This is a genomic window from Neobacillus phoenicis (assembly GCF_047302305.1).
GTDB lineage: Bacteria > Bacillota > Bacilli > Bacillales > Cytobacillaceae > Neobacillus.
On record NZ_CP154847.1, the window covers coordinates 3,546,124 to 3,564,746 of the forward strand.

Consider the following 18,623-nt stretch of genomic DNA (forward strand, 5'->3'; position numbering starts at 1 on the left):
CCTGCCTAGCTTTCTATCATTCTTTTAAAATTGCATCCGCATCGTTTCTTGATAGGCTTCTACTGCCTTATCCCTGATAGTAACGGTTAATTCCAATGCTACTTTTGCCTTTTGCGAAGCAATCGTTACATCATGTATATTCTCAATTTCACCTGCTGCGGCTTTAACAGTAAGATTGGAAGCCTGCTTTACAGTGGTATCTACATTTTCAAGATACCCTTTAAGGACATTTGCAAACGAATTTTGATTCGTACTTGATTCCACATTTTGAATAGGATTTTGATTAATTTTGATAAATCCACTATTTATACCAGAAATGTTCAACTATAGTTCCCCCTAACGGCCTACTTCTAAAGCTTTTAACATCATCGATTTCCCTGTATTAAAAGCGGTGATATTTGCTTCATATGATCTTGAGGCGGCCATTAAATCTATCATTTCTTTTGATAGATCGACATTTGGCATCATAACATAACCATCCACATTGGCATCAGGATGGGATGGGTCATAGACCATCTTGAATGGAGTTCGGTCATCGACAATTCCAGTTACCCTCACGCCTTGCAATTGGGATTGGGATTGCGTCTGTTTTTGCATTTCACCTTGTAGTACTTGATTAAAAGATCTTTCTCTTGGCTCCATCTCGACCATCTTCCGGCGATATGGTTCCCATTTTCCATTAACAAATTTCCCTCTAGTTGATTCAGCATTCGCGATATTGGAAGATACTACATCCATTCGTAAGCGCTGAGCGGTTAAGGCTGAGGCACTAATATTTAACGAATCAAACATATTCCCTAACTCCTTCCTTTAATCGCAATGGATAATTGTTGAAACTCACTATTTACTTGCTCTGTAAGAGTATAGTACCAAAGTGAGTTTTTTCCCATACGGGTCATTTCCTCATCGATATCTACGTTGTTACCGTTATTTTGCATAATTGAACCTGTATTCTCCACTATGTTTGCTGAAGGGATCAAAGATGGAGTCCCTATGACCATATGCCGAGAGTCCGTTCGGTTTCCAGAAAAGTTTGTTTGATTGGTTAAGTGTTTTTTTAAGATATCCTCAAACACTACTTGTTTTGATTTATAACCTGGTGTTTCTGAATTTGAAATGTTATTTGAAATTACTTGTTGTCGTAAACTGGAAGCGTCTAGCGCTTTTTGCAGGAGGCTAATATTGTTCAAAATAGTCCCCCTCCTTTCCATCTTTAAAACTTTGACATATTTCGATATTTATCAACAAATTCAATATGTCCATTCATCAATATACTATATAAAAGGTGTATTAATCTACATATTTTTACATAGTTTATTATGGTAAGAGAATTTTTTGTGAATTATCAGGCTTTTAGTTCCCCAAAAAATTTACTGACACCAGAAACCCAATGATTGTTAAGGTTCGTTGGATCATTCGCCGCACCCACTGGAGCATATTTTGCTGCAATTTTGGTTATATTTGATAGGCCCATTCCTAAATAATTTTTACTTATATTACGAGCCATATCCATAATACTTTCCTCAATGGAGGTATAGGATCTTAATCCGTTTTTCCCCATCATTCCAGCTATATTATTCTTTACATATGCTGCTTTTGAGGTCCCATTTCCTGTTTCGTGCTTTGCAATAGCCACTAATAAGGCGGGGTCCACATTATATCTTTGTCCAGCTTGAAGGAAGGCATTCCCCATTCCTTTTAATTTCCCACCAAGTACCTGATTTATTTTTTCTGCACTAATGGAGCTAAAACGTAATGGCTCGTCTGAATTTGGTGTCAGATGATCCATTTCTACATTTGGAAAATCATTGTTAAAGGACATATTTTCTATTAAGGAATTGAAAGTGGGCTGAATAGTAGATGGAACCTCATTTTGCATTAACTCACTTAAAACAGATGTAAACAGATTAGTGAATTCAGAATTAGAATTTCCCATTTTTGAATTTAATTTTTCATTACGAACTAATGTATTTGTTAGCATGGTTTTTGTAAACCAATCATCACCTATTTTCAATGGTAGGCTCCTTTCTTCTAATAATTATTAAGTTTTGGCAACACAGAAAAGATGCGTGACTACGGTTTAGTATACGTGGTCACGCACCATTAAGCAGCCATTTCTCATTTTCATGATTTCACTTTGTAGAATTTTCAAACATTTTAAATTAGATGGCACCTTCTAACATTCTGCTTACATCACCTAAACACTCTTCCGATAACATAGAAATACATGTTAGTTGGCCATTTTCAATTTTGCCTTCAACTAGAACAATATGGTTGGTCTCCATTTCTTGTTTGAGCGCAAGAATCTGCTTTCCCATGTAAACTACATTCTTCACTATATAGTAAGTACAATTCATTGGATAACCAAGCGTTATTCTAACGGGTCTCTTGAAAAAGGGCTTTTTCTTTTTAAATTCCATTAAGTCTAAAATCTTACGGTTGACTTGTTCGTCTGCTTTTACTTGTTGTAGGAACATTTTTTTCCTCTCCTTTAACCAGTTGTTAAAGAGTATAAAAATAACCCCGCCTTATCGAAGGGGGGTTAACAGACAGAAAATACCTTTGTAAGTATAGAAGTCCTATACTTATGTAGACATTTAATACCTAGGAAAAACACCCTATCTTTAGGCAGCTGGCTGGCATAGTATTTTTCTCCTTAGCCCCTATAGCTTTGCGCCACTGATTTTCATCAGCTTTGCCTTGAATGAGATTCAATGCTTTTTTAAACTAAAGGAATCTCTAATCAAATAATAGAATGTTTTAACAATATCGAATATCCGACTATTTACCCATTTTTGTCGAATAGACTAGGTAAATAGAACTAAAGTATAGATAATTTCGTTGAGAAATCATGGATTATGTCATAAATTGTCATTTTACGTACTAAAATATAGTAACAAATAACTTGATCACCTTTTTGAATCTAAAAATACTCCATTGGTTTGTGTAATAAACGGCCTATATTGTTGAGAAACCTGTTTTTGCTTCTTTAGTTGATTTAAAAGAACCTGGGTTTCTGTTAACTTCTTTTGTAGTAATGGTGCTATGAGTTGATCTAAACTATGTGTGTTCTTTAACCATTGTTGTTCTTGTGATGAATAGATGTAATTCTTTTCCTTTACCTTCCATTCGTCAACTTTACTCATCAACGAATTCCGTTTATCCGTTAGCTTTTCAAATTCCTCAAAATCATCTTCATTTAAAGAGTGTTTCATTTTTACTGTCAATTCATAAATACCTTTCAGTAATTCCTCCATTATCCTTCCAGTCCTTAGCTTTTAGTTTTGATTTGTTTCATTGCTGTAGACCAGGTTTCTGATAATTCCAAGGCAAACCCTTCTACTTCTTCTAGTATTGCCGAATTTTTATTTAGATTTGCTTCAATTAAACGAGACTTCATATAATCATACATGGTAAGCAAGGGATCGGATACAGTATATCCCTTTTTTAAAGTAATCATTAATTCACTTAGAATATCTTGTGCTCGTAAATTATAGCCGTGACTTTCTTCCATGTTTTTATTCTCTAATGACTTCTTAGATAAACGGATGAATTTCACCAATCCCTGGTACAACATGAGTGTTAGATCCTCTGGCTTTGAGGTAGTAACAGCTTGTTTTTGATAGGTTTGATATGGATTATTTAAAACCATGATAGATTTCTCCTTTTAATTTCGTTTCCTGTTATTAATATATTATCGGAAACATTTTTTTAAAGTTAAGTAGAAAAAATAAAAAGATAATCCAATGACATGGATTACCTTTATTGATTTTTTTAACTGCCTACCTGAAGGACGATTCCAAATCCATCAATAATGTAGTTAAGTCTTTGATTATAGGATTTTAGATTTTGAATTTTTGCTGCATCTCCTAACTTATTAAATGCAGTAATTTCCTTCGCTAGCTTTGAGACTTCCAGTTGTAATTCGTCGTTACGTTTCTTTTCTTGTCTTAATTTTTCCTGAAGAACTGCTTTTTCATGATTAATAGTTGATTTCATCGTCTCTACTTCTTGGACCGCTTCCTGGTTTTGAAGAGCCATATTAGTCAGTTGATATAATCCTCTTAACATTTCATTTAAATTCAGATCTGGCAGTTGCTGGACATTCGTAATGAGTCCTGACAATATATCCAATAGGTCACTGTCTTGGGAAGTTTTCGATTGAACAGCTGTAGACGCTGGGGCTCTTTCTTTCATATTCTCAACCGCTACCACAGGTACATCGGTTTGATTAATTGTTGTAAATTGGTAAGTCTTTTGACTAGATTCTTGTTTTTTATCCTCCGATTTTAGTAACGTATAATATTTATAGTTAACTGATTGATACCCGCGATTTAATAAGTGTGCAGCCTCTTCTAATATATCTGTAATATTTAGTGCGCCTTCATCTTGTCGATCTTTAATATAATGAAAAAGGAGTTCAATTTCATTTTTCGTCCATTTACGATTCACTTTTTTTGATTCTTTGTCATTTTGACTACCATTTTCCTTACTCTTCATGCTTACTATCATCAAATTGTTATAATAAAAAACTAATGTTCCATAACTCAAATTGTTTTTATTCTCCAACTCATGAATGAAAGCCTCTTCTGATTGTCCTATTTCCCGATCGACTAGTGCCTCTTTTAGCTCAAATAAAGCGGATTTTAAACTCATAAGAATACCTCCTACATGGTTATTTGAAATGAACGTATTGGTACAAAAGCAATATTATCCTAAAAGACAAAAAGCATCAAAATAATTTGTTTTTCCAAACGCACTTCATAAAAGGTGTATTTACTATATGTATTCGCTCTTATGAATTTTTTATGGGTGTCAATCAAATAAAAAAAGATCATTACTAACATTTACATGAACATGTTAATTATACAAAATTTGTAATTATCTGCAAATAATTTTTACATTAATGCGAATCATTTAAAAGCCCTCTTTCAAAAAGAGGGCCAGGATTATATAAATAATAGCTTATCAAACTTATTTTGATTATCGTACCTTCATCCGAATCTGCCTTTGCTTTTCAAAACAATGTTGGATGATTTTCTTTTGATCATGTTGGTTCAAATTTGAAAATTGTATGGCGACATGTTTTCTTTCTTGATCTTTCAACAATGTAATTCTAATAATTTTGCAATGAAAGGTAATGGGTTCATCCACTTTACTTTGCTGGTTTGCAAGAAAAAGTCTAGCTGATATTTCTTCGCCCTCATGATATGGAAAGTCTAACCCAGTAGAGAAAAGAGCACCACCAGCACTAATATTGACTGTAATGGCTTCCTTCTCTTCTACCAATAGTCGTAAGTTGGAATTCACTCGAAAGTTTTCTCTTTCTTGAATCTTAAAAATTTTATTTTCTTCTGGCTTACTTAAACGCAGCAATGGGATCGTGTCTTTTGAAATGCCTACTATCTCTGAACGAAATTGGTATTTATTTTCACCAGTTATATAGGTTACTTCCAATTTCGTGCCTAAAGATAAAAGCCCTAATATTTCACGATCCAACGGAATACTGATTTGTATCTCTGAATCTCCGACATCGGCCACAATGGACTTACTAGACATATCCTTGCTAACTACTGTAATTTTAATATTTTGATTCACTTTTGGATACATGTTGTCCTCCTGAAATTGGATTATTCAGTCAAATTATGTATATATAATGGTAGCGGAATTTACCAATAAAAGTCAATATATTCGCAAAAATAAACTGCAAAAAAAATGCAGTTTACTAGTTTTAGAGGTTGAAGACAAAAAAAGGGCTATCACAAATGACATTTGTGATGCCCCTGTATTTTATCGAAGGAAATCAACTAGTGAAGGTTGGATAATCCGAGCCCCTATAGATAAAGCCGCGCGCTGAACATTCTCCTGGGCCTTTAGATTGGTGATAACTTCTGCCATATCTACATCCTCTTCATTAGATAATAAACGTGTGGTGGAGACCTCAAGCCCCTCTATACGCGAGATACTTAGCTCCATACGGTTCATCCTTGCACCTAGTTCAGATCGTTCCTTTATGACATTATCAATCTGACTATCTAGTTGATCTAAATGGTCGGAAGTACCGGTACCAGGTGTACGAAAATCATCAACAATGTCTGAAAGAACTTTAAATATACCACCAGCTCCATCATTATTAAAAATATCAATACCCTTAACATTAATTTGGACTGTGTTTGTTTGTCCTACTACTAACTCTATTTTTTCATTGTTTGTATTTGTGAACTGTTTGCCAGCATTGTCATAGGGTGGATGAGTAACATCCGTTCCCGCAAAAACATATTTACCAGCAATCTGTGAATTCGCAACTTCTCCAAGGTGTTCCTTCAATTGATTGATTTCTTGCGCAATTGCTTCTCGGTCCGTATTACTATTTGTTCCGTTATTCCCTTGTACCGTTAATTCCCGCACCCGCTGCAAAACAGAGTTTACTTCATCTAATGCTTCATCAGTCGTTGTCATCCATCCCAGTCCATCGTCAGCATTTCGTTTAAACTGATCAATTTCATTTAAAGATGATCGGTAAAACATACTACGAACAGCTGTTACTGGATTGTCCGAAGGTTTATTAATTTTTCTTCCTGACGAAACTTGTTCTTGTAATTGATCCATTGATTTATTTGTCCGTTGTAAATTGAACAATAAATTTGAATTTAGTATATTTTGTGTAACACGTAAGCTCATCTTAGACCTCCTACAATCCTACCCGTCCCATGCCATTAATGATTTTATCCAGGCATTGATCCATAACTGTTACCATCCGTGCAGAAGCATTGTATGCCTGTTGAAATTTAATCATATTGGCCATCTCTTCATCCAGTGATACTCCTGACACAGATTGACGACGATTTTCGATCTGCTGAATAATTACTTCTGTATTACTCTGCATTCGCTGTGCTTCCTGTGAATCAATACCAAGCTGTCCAATGATGTTTCGATAAAAATCATCTGCTGTAGAAGAGCTTCCCGTAAAGGCAAGTGACGTAAATTTAATATTGGCAATATCTTGCGCATTTTTTCCATTTCCGGATGATGATTGCCCTGTTGTCTCTTCATTTGCTGCAGCAATTAAATTCAGCGATTTCATTATTTCAGGATTAACCTCAAAATCATTCAAATTCGATCCCACAAAGAAAGCAACTTTTTCATTTGAGGTGCCATTAATATTATCCAAATTCATCCCGTTTAAGTGAGCCGTATTAACAGCGTTAGCAAAAGTCATTGCTAATTCATTTATTTTTCCCTTCATAGATGGAATGGTGGATTTTGAATCGCCACCAATCATCCCATAGGATTCGATTCTCCCTAATAATTCACCAGAACCTAAATTCACTTTGTTATTGCCAATTTTTACTTCATCGGGATTCACTAATCCTGTAGCTGGATCCATTCCAATTGTCAGTGTATTGGCGTTCTTTCCTGTGACTAAAGTAACTCCACCTACAGAAACATCAACCATTCCAGTTCTCAAATCGGGTGATGAAACATTCACATCGACAAGCTTAGATAATTGATCGAGTAGCACATCGCGTTGGTCATACAAGTCATTTGGCTGATAATTGTTAGGTACAAGGCGGGAAATTTGATCATTTAGGCTTCCTATTTGTGCAGCCAAGGAATTGACATCATTCGTTTTGGCTGTAATAACTAATTTGAGATCCCCTTGCATTTGATCTAAGGATTGTGAAATATGTTGAAAGGTTTCAGTAACCGCTACCCCTTTTTGGCGGACAACAGCTCTTGCTGCTGAGCTTTCAGGGTTTTTCGCGAGTTCCTCCCACCCTTTCCAGAACTCATCCATCGTATGTGCTAAACCATCATCTGAAGGCTCGTTTAACAGTTCCTCTATTTTGGTTAAAGCATCACCCTTAGCTTCCCAATACCCCAAACTTTTGTTTTCGCCGCGCAATTGAACATCCAAATAATCTTCACGTAAGCGAGCAAGCTGATTAACCTCAACACCTGTTCCTAACTGAATTTGCATACCAGGTAAAGAAACTGGCTTGGTCGCTTGCATTTCAGCCCGTTGACGTGTGTAACCGGTAGTGTTCGCATTGGCAATGTTATGACCTGTGGTAGCAAGTGCCGCTTGCTGGGCAGCCAGTCCTCTTTTCCCTACCTCTAAGCTATGAAAGGTTGAAGTCATGCCTATTCCTCCTAATAATAAAACAAGCTAAATCTTGGCATCTAACATGTTTGAATAACGATTTTTTGCATTTGGACCGTACCCGATCGCTGGTTCTTTCCGTGCAAACATTCCGATCGAGTATTGAATATAAGAAAGAGATGTTTGAATTAACTTTTGGTTATTCTCATTCAACTGGTTAATCTCCTGAATAAGGGTCCGCAGTTTTATAGCCATGCTTGTTAATTCATCCCTTGTGTTGGCATCTGGATCAACTTTTATTACGTCCTCAAGTGTGAAGGATTCACCTTTGACCCCTTTATGTTCCATATATCCTTGAACACATTTGATTCGAAGTTGTTCAAGTTTTTGAATTTCGTCTACACACAGAGCTTCACGATGAGTCTGGCTTTGCAGTCCCTGAATATCACCATCCACAAGCATATTTCTTTTACCTTTGGCCAAATCTAGTAATCGTGTATGAGCATCGACCATTGTTTTCAATATTTGTTTAAGTGTTATCAGGGAATCCATGTTCTCGTCTCCTAGATCGAAGTATTTTTCCAAAACGCAGTCATTTTTTCAGCGATTTTGCTGCTATCTACATGATAGTTCCCGTCAGCAATTTGCTGTTTCAATTCTTGAATGCGTTGTTGGCGCTGTGCTTGTTCGGACATCATAGCTTGAGAGATTTCCCGACCGCGTGATGATATGTTCACTTCTGCTGAAGTAGATGTTTTTTTAGTTGTATTATTTATATTTGAACGATTCTGTTGGTTTTGGTAGGAATAAAAACCATATTTCGTATCATTGATTCTCATTTTTAGTTCCCTCCTATTCCTTTATTACAAATTATCGGTCGTTTATTAAAATAGTTTAGGAATTAATAAAAAATAAATTCGATAGTAAATGAACGGTACATAATCTGTTTAATTGTATCAAAATCAACCAGGGATTTCATTACATTTCGATTTATATTATTCGCTCAAACAAAAAAGTGAAAAGGTAGTACCCTCTCCACTGATTTTCTGCCTATTTACGTATTCCTATCCATATTTCCACCGACAAAATCAATTTGAAGGTTTTGCATTTGGCGCATATACACTTCTGTTTTCCCAGGTTTGTAGTTGTGGATTGGTTTGTGTGGTATGGTATCAATTTCAGCACCACCTTGTTTCCAGTCGATATTGAGCTCTGATGGTGTATAGTGAATTTGGACTGAACCGTAACTAGGAATAAAACCAATATTAAATTTTATTGGACCTGGATTAGCTTTAGACTCTGCAATAGACACAATCATGTCCGATTTTTTTTCAATTTCAGCTAGTTGATCGCCTTCTTGTGCTTTTTGACCTATAGCTTCTAATGCTTCTTGTTTAGCAAAGTTCACCATATCCTCACTGAACACACTAGGGCTCTTTAAATTCAACTCGTTCCACATCTGTTCTTGATCAATATTTAACTGGGACGGCTTCCGTTCGATCGTTAGTGTAGCAGGATCTTGCTTAATCGTTTGTTCGGCGGGCTGCTGTTCTATTTCTTGAACAGGCTGGGTTGTGCGTAGTCCTATTTGTGCGTATGTTTGATGTAGTCTAATTTGTGGGACCTGCATGATTTTTCACCGTCTTATACCATTTTATTTACAGATTTTATACCTTTTTATCTACTAAGAGTCCTAGATAATCAGTCATTGCGGCGTACATATCAAGTAATTTCTTAGAGGGGATTTCTTTAACGACCTCGTTCGTGGTGTCATCCACAAGGGTTACATAATACTCTTTTAACTCCTCATGAAATTGAAATTTCAAATGCGTATTTGAAGCCTTTAAAAAATCATTCATACTTTGTATTACTTTTTCGGTTTTTTCTTTTGACTGCGCTTTTGTCTGAGGTTGTTTTTGAGGCTGATCTTGTTTTTCTGGAGAAATCGCTTTTATCTTTGCTCCACCTTCTACCTTAGGAACTGTATAATCAGTAGATTGACTAGTAGAATTGGACAACTTGTCTAACATTTCCTTGCCCCCCCTTGTTTACTATCATTTTATTTTATTATCGGAAAATTAATTGGAATGTTTAGAGCCTTAAAGCAAATATTGTAAATAGTGGTAAAATTAATGAAAGAAGTCAATTTATAATTTTTTTATTAAATAATTATCATAAATTTGAAATACCACCCATTAATCTTATATACTAAATTTAGAACATACGTTTCTATATAAAGGAGACAAATAGCCATGTTTAATAATTTAACTGTTATACAAATTAATGTTTTACTTGCAAGTATTATTGGTGATGGAGAGCTTACCAAGCTTTATAAAGGAAGTAGACGTAAAAATAGTAGTTACAGGGAGCATTTTGGAGACAGACAAAGAGAATACCGCGAGTGGAAAGCTCAATTAATGAATGATCTGTTTTACATTACTCATAAAAGTAATTCATTACGATCCGCATCAAACCCCCTATTCACAAATTTACTGGGACTTTTTTATAACAATGATGGCAATAAAAGCATTCCGGCTACATTATTACCCTATTGTAATTTATCACATTTCTTAGCTGTACTATATATGGATGACGGTTCCTTGTCTATCACGGCCAAAGTTAATCATAATAATAACAAAATTTACATTACCCCTCACATATATTTATACTTACAAAACTATCCCTCACTAGAATTAACTCTATTAAAAAACCACATCAAAAAATATTTTCAGATCGACTTAAAATTAGCCAGTAGAAAAGATGGACATGGATTTATTTTACGGACCACTTCCGTTAATGAAACATTCTCTTTTTTAAATAAAATAAGAAACGTTTCTGATAGTTGTCCAAGTATGTTTTATAAAACAAATTGGAACTATCGACTACAACAAGAATCAGAGAAATGGAAATTAAAACTACCAGATTATAAACTTGTCGTATCAAGTTCAGATCGATGGAAAAACTACTCTTCATACGAAATTAAAAGACTTGTAGTTCTAAAGAAAGAGGGACATCTCGATAAAGAAATTGCAAATTTACTTGGAAGAAGTTATTGGTCAGTTGTATATAAATTACGCGAGTTAAGAAAACTGCAGCTTTTATAATAGTAAATAAAAAATGACTATTGGTGGATGTATTCGTTCATATACCAATTGCCTTTTTTTAAGTTATTTGTGAAAATATTAATTGCGGTTGTTTATTTCTTCGTGTCTAAACAAAGACTACAAAATATTCCCTATCTACTTTCTCTAAGAATTGCTTCAACAATTGATAGCCGTCTTCTTGGGTACGTACACAACGATTCTTATATATCAATCATGATTCCTTCACTAGCTTTAAACTATCGATGTTGACGCGTTTTGTAGGCTTTTTCTTCATTTCCACATCAATTTCAAGTAGTCCAATTTGTTTGACAGGTTTCATTGAGTATTTATTCATGATTTTTCTCCTCCTAAAATAAAATAGCCCCTACTCCGATGATCGAAGTAGAGGCTTAGGTCGCTTGTTTCTTGAACATCTAGTGGTCATAGATCAAACGTACATTCTATAATAATTATTTATCTGAATAACCAATTATTTCTACTTATGTCTTTTTACTTACCGAGTTTTTGTGTGCAGAGGTTTTGCAAGTAGGCGGACTATCGTGGCACAATTGACTTTCTCCATTTGCCCTAAAGGAAAAGAGCAACCTTAAGTTGGTTACTCCTAATGTCTGACTTATTTGTTGAAAATATTGGTTGTGGTTTCAATACACTGAGACCATATCATTTTATTATTCGTGCTGTTAAAACTTTTCCAGTTTTATCTTTATCTACTTCAACCTCCGCACCACATCTACAATTAGCGTAATAAACATTTACGTTTCCCATGTTGTCAAATGGTTTTAAAAATAAATAGTTGGTTTTACAAGATGGACAATTCATTATAATTCACCTCCCTCTATACAACTTCTATTATCAATTTCTTTGCGTTTTTTTTTCAAATTGAGATTTATCAATATTCAGCGACATGCTTTAACTACATCCGAATGGATGTAGATTTCATATGATTTTTGAAAAAGAATGGTAAATTGTTTTAGAATTTGCGCTCTTTGTCAATAGTTAGTGTCTACTTCCCCATTTTTCCCAAAAGAAAAAGAGTAACCTCATTGGCTACTCTTAGTATTATCTTATCCTTTTAGATCAATATTCCCACCTAAGTGTGGCTGAGCAGCATGTTGGATTTCAGCTACATCATTTGTACTCAATAACTTTTGAATTGCTTCACCTTGTTGTTCCACATTCCCCAATGCCATCTTCATAACTGACATCGAAGCTTGTTGCTGGATTTGACCTTGACTCAATCCCATTGACATTAATGCAATATCCACGAAAACATCACCTTTCCCCTTCTAATGGACTGCAGAATGTAACTGCTGTTCTAAAAAATGAACCTCACTCTTCAATTCATTCAATTGAATATTCAACTGATCAACTTCTAGAAGGGTAAGTTCATGATTGAGAGCGCATTGGGCTATCTTTTTCATTTCATGAAGTTTCATTTCTATTTCTTCTAAAATACAATCTTGTTTTTTACACCACTCAAGCTGCTGCTCTAGGAATTTCCGTTCATCTCGTTGGTCTTTATCCATAAATACCTCTTTCAAATTATCAGACTATTCACATGGCACGACGTACCTGTGTCTCTTCTCTTCCAGGGTGTCACAGCAACTAAGATCTTTTGACGATACTTATAGAACTTTTATTTAATTCTTGGTATTTTCTCCAAACCTATTGTGCATAGAGTGTAAATATCTTCAAAGTTAGTAATTAACCAATTCAAGTGAAATAACAATTGACTTATTTCTTCTTTCTTTGATAGTGGTTTTAATTTACGCTTAATTGTGTCATCGAGTATGTGATTATAATATGAACTGTAAATCTCTTCTTCTTCCTCAGAATTATCATCTTGAAGACCAATCTGATGTATTATTAAATTTCTCCTCATTAGTAGCCATTTTAATCCGTCTAGACTTTCTCCCTTTGAGTATTTCCAAACCTTTTTCCATGAATTTGATATTCTTAACTTTTCATACATGGGTATAATATTTGTATTAATTTGTGTAACTGTAGATAGAAAACCATCCTTATCATATTTTCTAATATTAAAATATACAAAACTAAGCAATTGTCCAATTCTATCCCAAGTGGAAGAAAGCCTAATATAGGATGTCTCCATTTTCTCCCACAATTCTCTTTCATACAGATTAACTAAAAATGCAGAAAGATCTTGATCCTTGTAAAATTTGCTGTAGCTAATTAAATGATCATACAATACAACATCTCTAATGGAATAAATAGCTTTGCTTATGGACTTCGTAAGCTCCCCAAGCAATGAATCTATTTAAGTATCGTAAATAGGCTTATCTTCCCCTTGAAATTGTATTATTAATTCAGGTGATCCCTCCATTTCTTTGGATAGCTTTTTTATACAATCATTCAAAATATCCTTTTTTTCTTCTTCAAAGAGTTTAATTTGTTCTAAAGAGAATTTTATCTTTGTAATGTGATATTTATATGAAAGGTTCATAAGTTTACCGATATTTTCTAGTTGCTCATCTAAGTACTGATTTTCATAGCTCAAAATCTTTCCCCCTAATCACCCAAATTAATAAATAACAGTAATTAGTTTAATAAAAATTTTAATACTTCCTTATTATTAGTAGTATTTATAGGCATTTAGATTCTTTTTATTCCAATCAACCCTACACATAATAAAATCCAGACTATCTCCGATGTAAAAAAGAAAGAGACCCTAGTAAAACTAGAGCCCCTTCCAAATAATCTAAAATTAACGAAGAAGTTGTAGAACTCCTTGTGGTTGTTGGTTGGCTTGCTTTGCCGCTATGCCTTTCGGTCATAGAATAGACTATATCTTCATCCATGTTTTCATGGAGCTGGGCACTTCGAACAGCTTTTGCTGCCCTACGAGATTCATAGTCATAGCTTTGCCTTAGACCGTGTTCTCTAGTCGTTGAACCTTCTCCAGAGTTTCCTCACAGGAGCTTGGCTGCTGATTATCCATTGGTTCATCTTCATCATTTTAAAACCCTCACGATTACTGTTTCCAGTTACGTTGTGGTTGACAAAGCTTTAGGAAGTTCCAGCAATTCACCCAGTTATACTCTAGCTCGTTACCAAACTAGACGCCCTTCAATCGTTTACCTTAAGAGTTGTAAAACTCCTTGAGCCATTTGATTGGATTGAGCCAACATTGCTTGTGCTGCTTGAGAAAGAATAGAATTCTTAGTTTGTTCCATCATTTCCTTAGCCATATCTACATCACGAATACGAGACTCAGCAGCTGTTAAGTTTTCGCTTGAAGTATTTAAATTATTGATTGAATGTTCAAGGCGGTTTTGGAATGAACCTAATTTTGAACGTTCTGCTGATACATTATCTAACGCATTCTGAATCACTGTTGTAGCTGTCTCAGCCCCAGATTGTGTCGATACATCAACAGATGATAAAGATAATGATTCAACACTCATTTCTTTAATATCAACCTTCATAGTTTGTCCTTGATTTGCACCAATATGGAATGTTAAAGAACCATCTAGGTGAGAATCTTCAGCAGCTTGTGTTTCCTTAAATGCACTTATCTTAGATGCAAAATTTCCACTAATTTTAGTAGAATCAGTAGAGGAAGCCTGTGCAGTTAACTTTAAGTTAGAAACTGAAAAAGCATCACCCTGTTGACCTGTTACCTGAATTTTACCGTCATTATCAATAGATACAGTTGATGAGCCACCGATAGCATCCTGAATTGCATCAGCTAAATCATCTAGATTAGTAGATTGTTGAACAGCCAGAGATCCTGTTTTTTCTACCCCACCAACAACAACACTTATATTAATTTGGTTACCGTTCTTTAAACCTAAATTATTCCCTACTCCATCTCCTAATGATAAGAGAGTAGTTGAACCAGTAACATTATCTGCAGATGATGTACCAGCAACTTCATTTGCAGAATTGAATGTGTCTGCAGCAAAGTTTGAACTTACAGAAGCAGCTGAAGCGCCACTAATAGCATTATTTGTTGCGTCAGCAATAGCTACATTACCTAATGATGAAGATAAACTTAAGGTATTACCAGCAATATCGATTGATACAGCTCCCTTTCCAAATTTATCGTCGAAAGCTGCTTGTAAAGCATCTTTAGTAGCTGTATCGTTAGTAAAGCTTCCTGATAATCCATATGAAGTTAAATCTACATCATCGTAAGTTTTTGAACCTAATGTTAACTTAACATTGGTGTGAGTAGAGTCAATAGTAATCGGTCCACCAGATACATCACCAGTTGCTGTTGTACCATTTGTTACGCTACCAGTAGCAAAGCCTAATTGAGTATCGGCACTTTTAGTTCCAGCTGTTACTGCAACACTACTACTAGTACCTGTTGTTGCTGAAATAAACTGCAGTTTATTGTCTGAAGTTAATTCTGCTGTTACTTTACCACCTAATGAAGAGTTACCAATAGCATCATTTACAGCTTGAACTAATTCATCGCGTGTATATCCTGCTGATTTAGAACTTTGCGCAATAGTAATTTCAACTGCTGCTCCACCATCTACAGCTAGTTTAAGCTGATCATTAACACCAGTAGTAATAGTTGTTGATGCGTTTAAAACATTAGTGGATAATGCATTTCCTTGTGTAGCAGTGGCATCTAATTTTAGAGACTCCAGTTTAGTTCCTTTTGAAGTACCAGCTTTTTCAAGACTTCCATCTAATAACTTTTTGGTGTTAAATTCAGTAGTTTCTGAAATACGACCAATTTCATCTTTTAACTGAGATACCTCTTTTTGAATTTCTGTTCGATCTGAGTCTGTAGCGGTATCATTTGATGCTTGAACTGATAGCTCACGCATACGTTGAAGAATAGATTGAGTTTCGTTTAAAGCACCTTCTGCTGTTTGAATTAGAGAAATACCATCTTGAGCATTTCGAGAAGCCTGATCTAATCCACGGATTTGACCTCGCATTTTTTCAGAAATTGCTAAACCAGCTGCATCGTCACCTGCACGGTTAATACGAAGACCTGATGAAAGTTTTTCCATTGACTTTGCTTGATTTGTTGATGCAGTGTTTAACTGACGATACGTGTTAAGCGCTGCAATATTGTGGTTAATTTGCATAATTCTTTTCCTCCATACTATTTGGATTTTTCGGGTGTGTTCCCTTAAGAAAATTATCTATAATAAACCCAAAAGGGCTATTATCAAAATAAGAATTAATCAAAATCTAGACCATTTGCACTTTTTGATTATCAGAGAAAATATTTCCTTAGTATAATTCTTCTCGAAATATTCTAATTTCTCTTGGTGCATCAATGGCAAAACGAAGTAATCCAGATTCTGTTTGTAGAATAGTAACCTTAATTTTTTCTCCAATTAATGTAGGTGAGTCAATGATTTTGGTCCCTTTTTTGAGAACCACACGATTACTTTTATTCTCTTTCATTTTAGAAACTTCCATATTCATTGGTGCCTCAATGACCATTCGAAGCTTGGAACCGATTTGTAGAACAGTAACTTTAATGACATCATCGATGATCACTGATTGTCCAATTTCCCTGCCTACAATGAGCACGTTACCATCCTCCAAAGATTCATTTGTTTTAACTACTAGTATTATCGGTCAATCAAAATAATTGTTTAGTAGTTTTTATAAAATTATTTCTAGCATGTGGTAAACAAGTAATTCTTTGTTATTTTTGGAATTTCGAATATTTTGTTTAGAGATCAAATTACTTGTTGTTTATTTTTATCGGCAGAATACAAAGACAGTTTAGTATTTTATTAAATGTTTGATAAATTTTTATTAAAAAACCGTCAAATTAATGGTATGCACTACCATTAATTTGACGGTTTTAATTTGTATTCCTACATTCCTAATTGCTGGGATAGCCAAGATCCTTGAGAATTGAGCTGTTGAAGGGCTTTTTCCATCGCCCCAAATTGCTTCCATAACCTTTGTTCATAGGCGTTAATCTTGTTCTGTTCATTATAGATATTGGTATCTAGAGATTTGGTTTGTTTTGCCATAAAGCTCTTGGTATCAATGGTACCAGTGAGAGACCCTGCTATGGATCCAAGTTGAGTAATGGTTTCATTTAATCGATCATACATTCTCCAACCAAATCCACTAAAATCGTGGAGGTCCTTATCATTCGCTGTCGTCTTGGAAATAGCAGCATTCCGATCTTTTGTTGTAAATAATTTTTTGACATCCTCTAAATTAGTTTTGAGAACACCCTTTAGTTTTTCTTCGTCAAGAACTAGTTTCCCATTATCTTTATAAATGGTTGAAAAATTAATTCCAATACTTTTTAATGTAGTAAAACTTGGTGAAACACTTGGGTCCCCAACCACTGACATAAGACTATTACGCATTTCCGTTAAGAAAGATTGAATCGTAGAATCGCCTGCCAACAAGCCGCTTTTCGCTTTGTCTTCCCACAGTTTGATGTCAGTATCTTTCATATCTTTTTTCTGATCATCCAATAACGGAGGATAATCACGATACTTTTTTTCTGTAAGCTTACCGTTTAAATCTGAAATCAGTTCATTGTACTTATCAACAAATGTCTTAATGCTAGTAAATACAGCATCTGTATCACTTTTGGTAGTGACTGACAAAGATTCATCTGCGGCCATGCTCGACTTGATTTCAAACGTCATCCCATCAAACGTAATTGTATTAGTATCCGAACGAAACTCTAGCCCATTTATTAGCATTTTAGCTTGAACTTTATTTGTACCTGTTACCGATGAAATGTCTGTTTGATTCTTATAACTATCAAGTGTAGATCCTGCTTGTATTTTTAATGCATTTAGTAGAGTAGTAGATCCTGCAATAGTAATATCCCCAGCACCAGCAGGATCCTTAGTAAAAGTAAGAGATTTTTCAGTTGCTGAATAAGAAACTGATACCTCCTTTTTACTATTAATCACACTTAACACGGTAGATAATTTGTCACTGATATTAAATTCATAGGGAGTATTATTAATGGTTAATGATGTTTTGCCACCGCCATCATCAGCTACTTTTAAATCACTTAGTGTCATATTTAAATTTGTATCCAAGTCTGTTCCAAAAAACTTTACAGATGCTGCGATAGGTGGCTTAGCTTGATCCACCACTTTTATTTCATATGAGGACAAGTTCGGAACCCCACTAACCGTTGCTGATACGACACTTTCATTCGATGAACTGGCTGTTTTCTTGTTAATAGTAGATTCCAAGCGTAAATCTTTCATGGCATTGTAGAAATCATTTACCTTTTTATTCACGTCACGATACGCATCAGTTTTCCAAGTGGCTAATGTTTTAGACTGCTGCATTTTGTTTAACCGGCTGCTTTGAACTTTAACCAAATTGGCAACAATTTCATCGGTATTCATTCCGGACGCTAAGCCAGACACTCGTAGTGTATTACTCGTATCAATCACTATAATCACTTCCTTTTAAAAGAATAT

24 protein-coding genes, 1 pseudogene and 1 riboswitch are annotated in these 18,623 nt (G+C 34.9%); of the genes and pseudogenes, 1 reads left to right on the forward strand and 24 read right to left on the reverse strand.

Annotated features, from left to right (window positions below; all coding sequences use genetic code 11):
- Positions 1 to 24: 24 nt before the first annotated feature.
- From fliE to flaG, 15 genes are all read right to left on the reverse strand, one after another.
- Positions 25 to 324: a flagellar hook-basal body complex protein FliE gene (gene fliE / locus AA0X95_RS18345; protein ID WP_413300354.1), complete on the reverse strand. Its 300-nt coding sequence runs from the start codon at positions 322 to 324 to the stop codon at positions 25 to 27.
- Between the two features lie 12 nt (positions 325 to 336).
- Entirely contained in the window at positions 337 to 792 is a 456-nt protein-coding gene (flgC, locus tag AA0X95_RS18350; RefSeq protein WP_413300356.1) for a flagellar basal body rod protein FlgC, read from the reverse strand.
- 5 nt (positions 793 to 797) lie between these two features.
- A complete protein-coding gene (gene flgB / locus AA0X95_RS18355) occupies positions 798 to 1,190 on the reverse strand; it encodes a flagellar basal body rod protein FlgB (RefSeq protein ID WP_413300358.1) in 393 nt (130 codons plus the stop codon).
- A 155-nt stretch (positions 1,191 to 1,345) separates the two neighbouring features.
- On the reverse strand, positions 1,346 to 2,014 hold the full coding sequence (locus tag AA0X95_RS18360; protein ID WP_413300360.1) for a glucosaminidase domain-containing protein: 669 nt from the start codon (positions 2,012 to 2,014) through the stop codon (positions 1,346 to 1,348).
- A gap of 148 nt (positions 2,015 to 2,162) precedes the next feature.
- Positions 2,163 to 2,477 carry a hypothetical protein gene (locus tag AA0X95_RS18365; RefSeq protein WP_309863767.1) on the reverse strand — a complete coding sequence of 105 codons (315 nt, stop codon included), beginning with the start codon at positions 2,475 to 2,477 and terminating at the stop codon, positions 2,163 to 2,165.
- A gap of 147 nt (positions 2,478 to 2,624) precedes the next feature.
- A riboswitch (cyclic di-GMP riboswitch) is annotated at positions 2,625 to 2,710 on the reverse strand.
- A 199-nt stretch (positions 2,711 to 2,909) separates the two neighbouring features.
- Positions 2,910 to 3,257, reverse strand: coding sequence for a flagellar protein FliT (locus tag AA0X95_RS18370; RefSeq protein ID WP_413300362.1), 348 nt, complete (start codon positions 3,255 to 3,257; stop codon positions 2,910 to 2,912).
- Between the two features lie 14 nt (positions 3,258 to 3,271).
- A complete protein-coding gene (fliS, locus tag AA0X95_RS18375) occupies positions 3,272 to 3,652 on the reverse strand; it encodes a flagellar export chaperone FliS (protein WP_413300364.1) in 381 nt (126 codons plus the stop codon).
- A gap of 122 nt (positions 3,653 to 3,774) precedes the next feature.
- Entirely contained in the window at positions 3,775 to 4,656 is an 882-nt protein-coding gene (locus AA0X95_RS18380; protein ID WP_413300366.1) for a hypothetical protein, read from the reverse strand.
- A gap of 327 nt (positions 4,657 to 4,983) precedes the next feature.
- Positions 4,984 to 5,610: a flagellar brake protein gene (locus AA0X95_RS18385; protein ID WP_413300368.1), complete on the reverse strand. Its 627-nt coding sequence runs from the start codon at positions 5,608 to 5,610 to the stop codon at positions 4,984 to 4,986.
- Between the two features lie 180 nt (positions 5,611 to 5,790).
- The gene (flgL, locus tag AA0X95_RS18390) at positions 5,791 to 6,681 is read right to left on the reverse strand and encodes a flagellar hook-associated protein FlgL (protein WP_413300370.1); all 891 of its coding nucleotides are present in this window, start codon (positions 6,679 to 6,681) and stop codon (positions 5,791 to 5,793) included.
- Positions 6,682 to 6,691: 10 nt separating this feature from the next.
- Positions 6,692 to 8,143, reverse strand: coding sequence for a flagellar hook-associated protein FlgK (flgK, locus tag AA0X95_RS18395; protein ID WP_413300372.1), 1,452 nt, complete (start codon positions 8,141 to 8,143; stop codon positions 6,692 to 6,694).
- 27 nt (positions 8,144 to 8,170) lie between these two features.
- The gene (locus tag AA0X95_RS18400) at positions 8,171 to 8,656 is read right to left on the reverse strand and encodes a flagellar protein FlgN (protein ID WP_413300374.1); all 486 of its coding nucleotides are present in this window, start codon (positions 8,654 to 8,656) and stop codon (positions 8,171 to 8,173) included.
- 11 nt (positions 8,657 to 8,667) lie between these two features.
- Complete coding sequence (gene flgM / locus AA0X95_RS18405) at positions 8,668 to 8,943, reverse strand: flagellar biosynthesis anti-sigma factor FlgM (protein WP_309863796.1); 276 nt, start codon at positions 8,941 to 8,943, stop codon at positions 8,668 to 8,670.
- A 215-nt stretch (positions 8,944 to 9,158) separates the two neighbouring features.
- Entirely contained in the window at positions 9,159 to 9,734 is a 576-nt protein-coding gene (locus AA0X95_RS18410) for a DUF6470 family protein (RefSeq protein WP_413300377.1), read from the reverse strand.
- A 37-nt stretch (positions 9,735 to 9,771) separates the two neighbouring features.
- Positions 9,772 to 10,134 (reverse strand): flagellar protein FlaG, encoded by a 363-nt coding sequence (gene flaG, locus AA0X95_RS18415; RefSeq protein ID WP_413300379.1) that lies wholly within the window; start codon positions 10,132 to 10,134, stop codon positions 9,772 to 9,774.
- Positions 10,135 to 10,356: 222 nt separating this feature from the next.
- Here flaG and AA0X95_RS18420 point away from each other — a divergent pair, with 222 nt between their 5' ends.
- Positions 10,357 to 11,208, forward strand: a complete 852-nt coding sequence (locus tag AA0X95_RS18420) for a DNA endonuclease (RefSeq protein WP_413300381.1) — start codon at positions 10,357 to 10,359, stop codon at positions 11,206 to 11,208.
- 211 nt (positions 11,209 to 11,419) lie between these two features.
- Here AA0X95_RS18420 and AA0X95_RS18425 read toward each other — a convergent pair whose 3' ends face one another.
- The 9 genes and pseudogenes from AA0X95_RS18425 to fliD all read right to left on the reverse strand — a co-directional run bounded on the left by AA0X95_RS18425 (position 11,420) and on the right by fliD (position 18,596).
- Positions 11,420 to 11,542 (reverse strand): hypothetical protein, encoded by a 123-nt coding sequence (locus AA0X95_RS18425; RefSeq protein WP_413300383.1) that lies wholly within the window; start codon positions 11,540 to 11,542, stop codon positions 11,420 to 11,422.
- Between the two features lie 730 nt (positions 11,543 to 12,272).
- Positions 12,273 to 12,473, reverse strand: coding sequence for a YjfB family protein (locus tag AA0X95_RS18430; RefSeq protein WP_413300385.1), 201 nt, complete (start codon positions 12,471 to 12,473; stop codon positions 12,273 to 12,275).
- A gap of 21 nt (positions 12,474 to 12,494) precedes the next feature.
- Positions 12,495 to 12,734, reverse strand: a complete 240-nt coding sequence (locus AA0X95_RS18435; RefSeq protein ID WP_413300387.1) for a hypothetical protein — start codon at positions 12,732 to 12,734, stop codon at positions 12,495 to 12,497.
- Positions 12,735 to 12,844: 110 nt separating this feature from the next.
- Entirely contained in the window at positions 12,845 to 13,417 is a 573-nt protein-coding gene (locus tag AA0X95_RS18440) for a hypothetical protein (RefSeq protein WP_413300389.1), read from the reverse strand.
- Between the two features lie 69 nt (positions 13,418 to 13,486).
- A complete protein-coding gene (locus AA0X95_RS18445; RefSeq protein WP_413300391.1) occupies positions 13,487 to 13,726 on the reverse strand; it encodes a hypothetical protein in 240 nt (79 codons plus the stop codon).
- 577 nt (positions 13,727 to 14,303) lie between these two features.
- Positions 14,304 to 14,654: a flagellin gene (locus AA0X95_RS18450; RefSeq protein WP_413310094.1), complete on the reverse strand. Its 351-nt coding sequence runs from the start codon at positions 14,652 to 14,654 to the stop codon at positions 14,304 to 14,306.
- A gap of 1,209 nt (positions 14,655 to 15,863) precedes the next feature.
- Positions 15,864 to 16,280 (reverse strand): annotated as a pseudogene (locus AA0X95_RS18455) (flagellin); the annotation flags it as partial.
- A 148-nt stretch (positions 16,281 to 16,428) separates the two neighbouring features.
- Positions 16,429 to 16,734, reverse strand: coding sequence for a carbon storage regulator (locus tag AA0X95_RS18460; protein ID WP_413300393.1), 306 nt, complete (start codon positions 16,732 to 16,734; stop codon positions 16,429 to 16,431).
- Positions 16,735 to 17,027: 293 nt separating this feature from the next.
- A complete protein-coding gene (gene fliD / locus AA0X95_RS18465) occupies positions 17,028 to 18,596 on the reverse strand; it encodes a flagellar filament capping protein FliD (protein WP_413300395.1) in 1,569 nt (522 codons plus the stop codon).
- Positions 18,597 to 18,623: the final 27 nt, after the last annotated feature.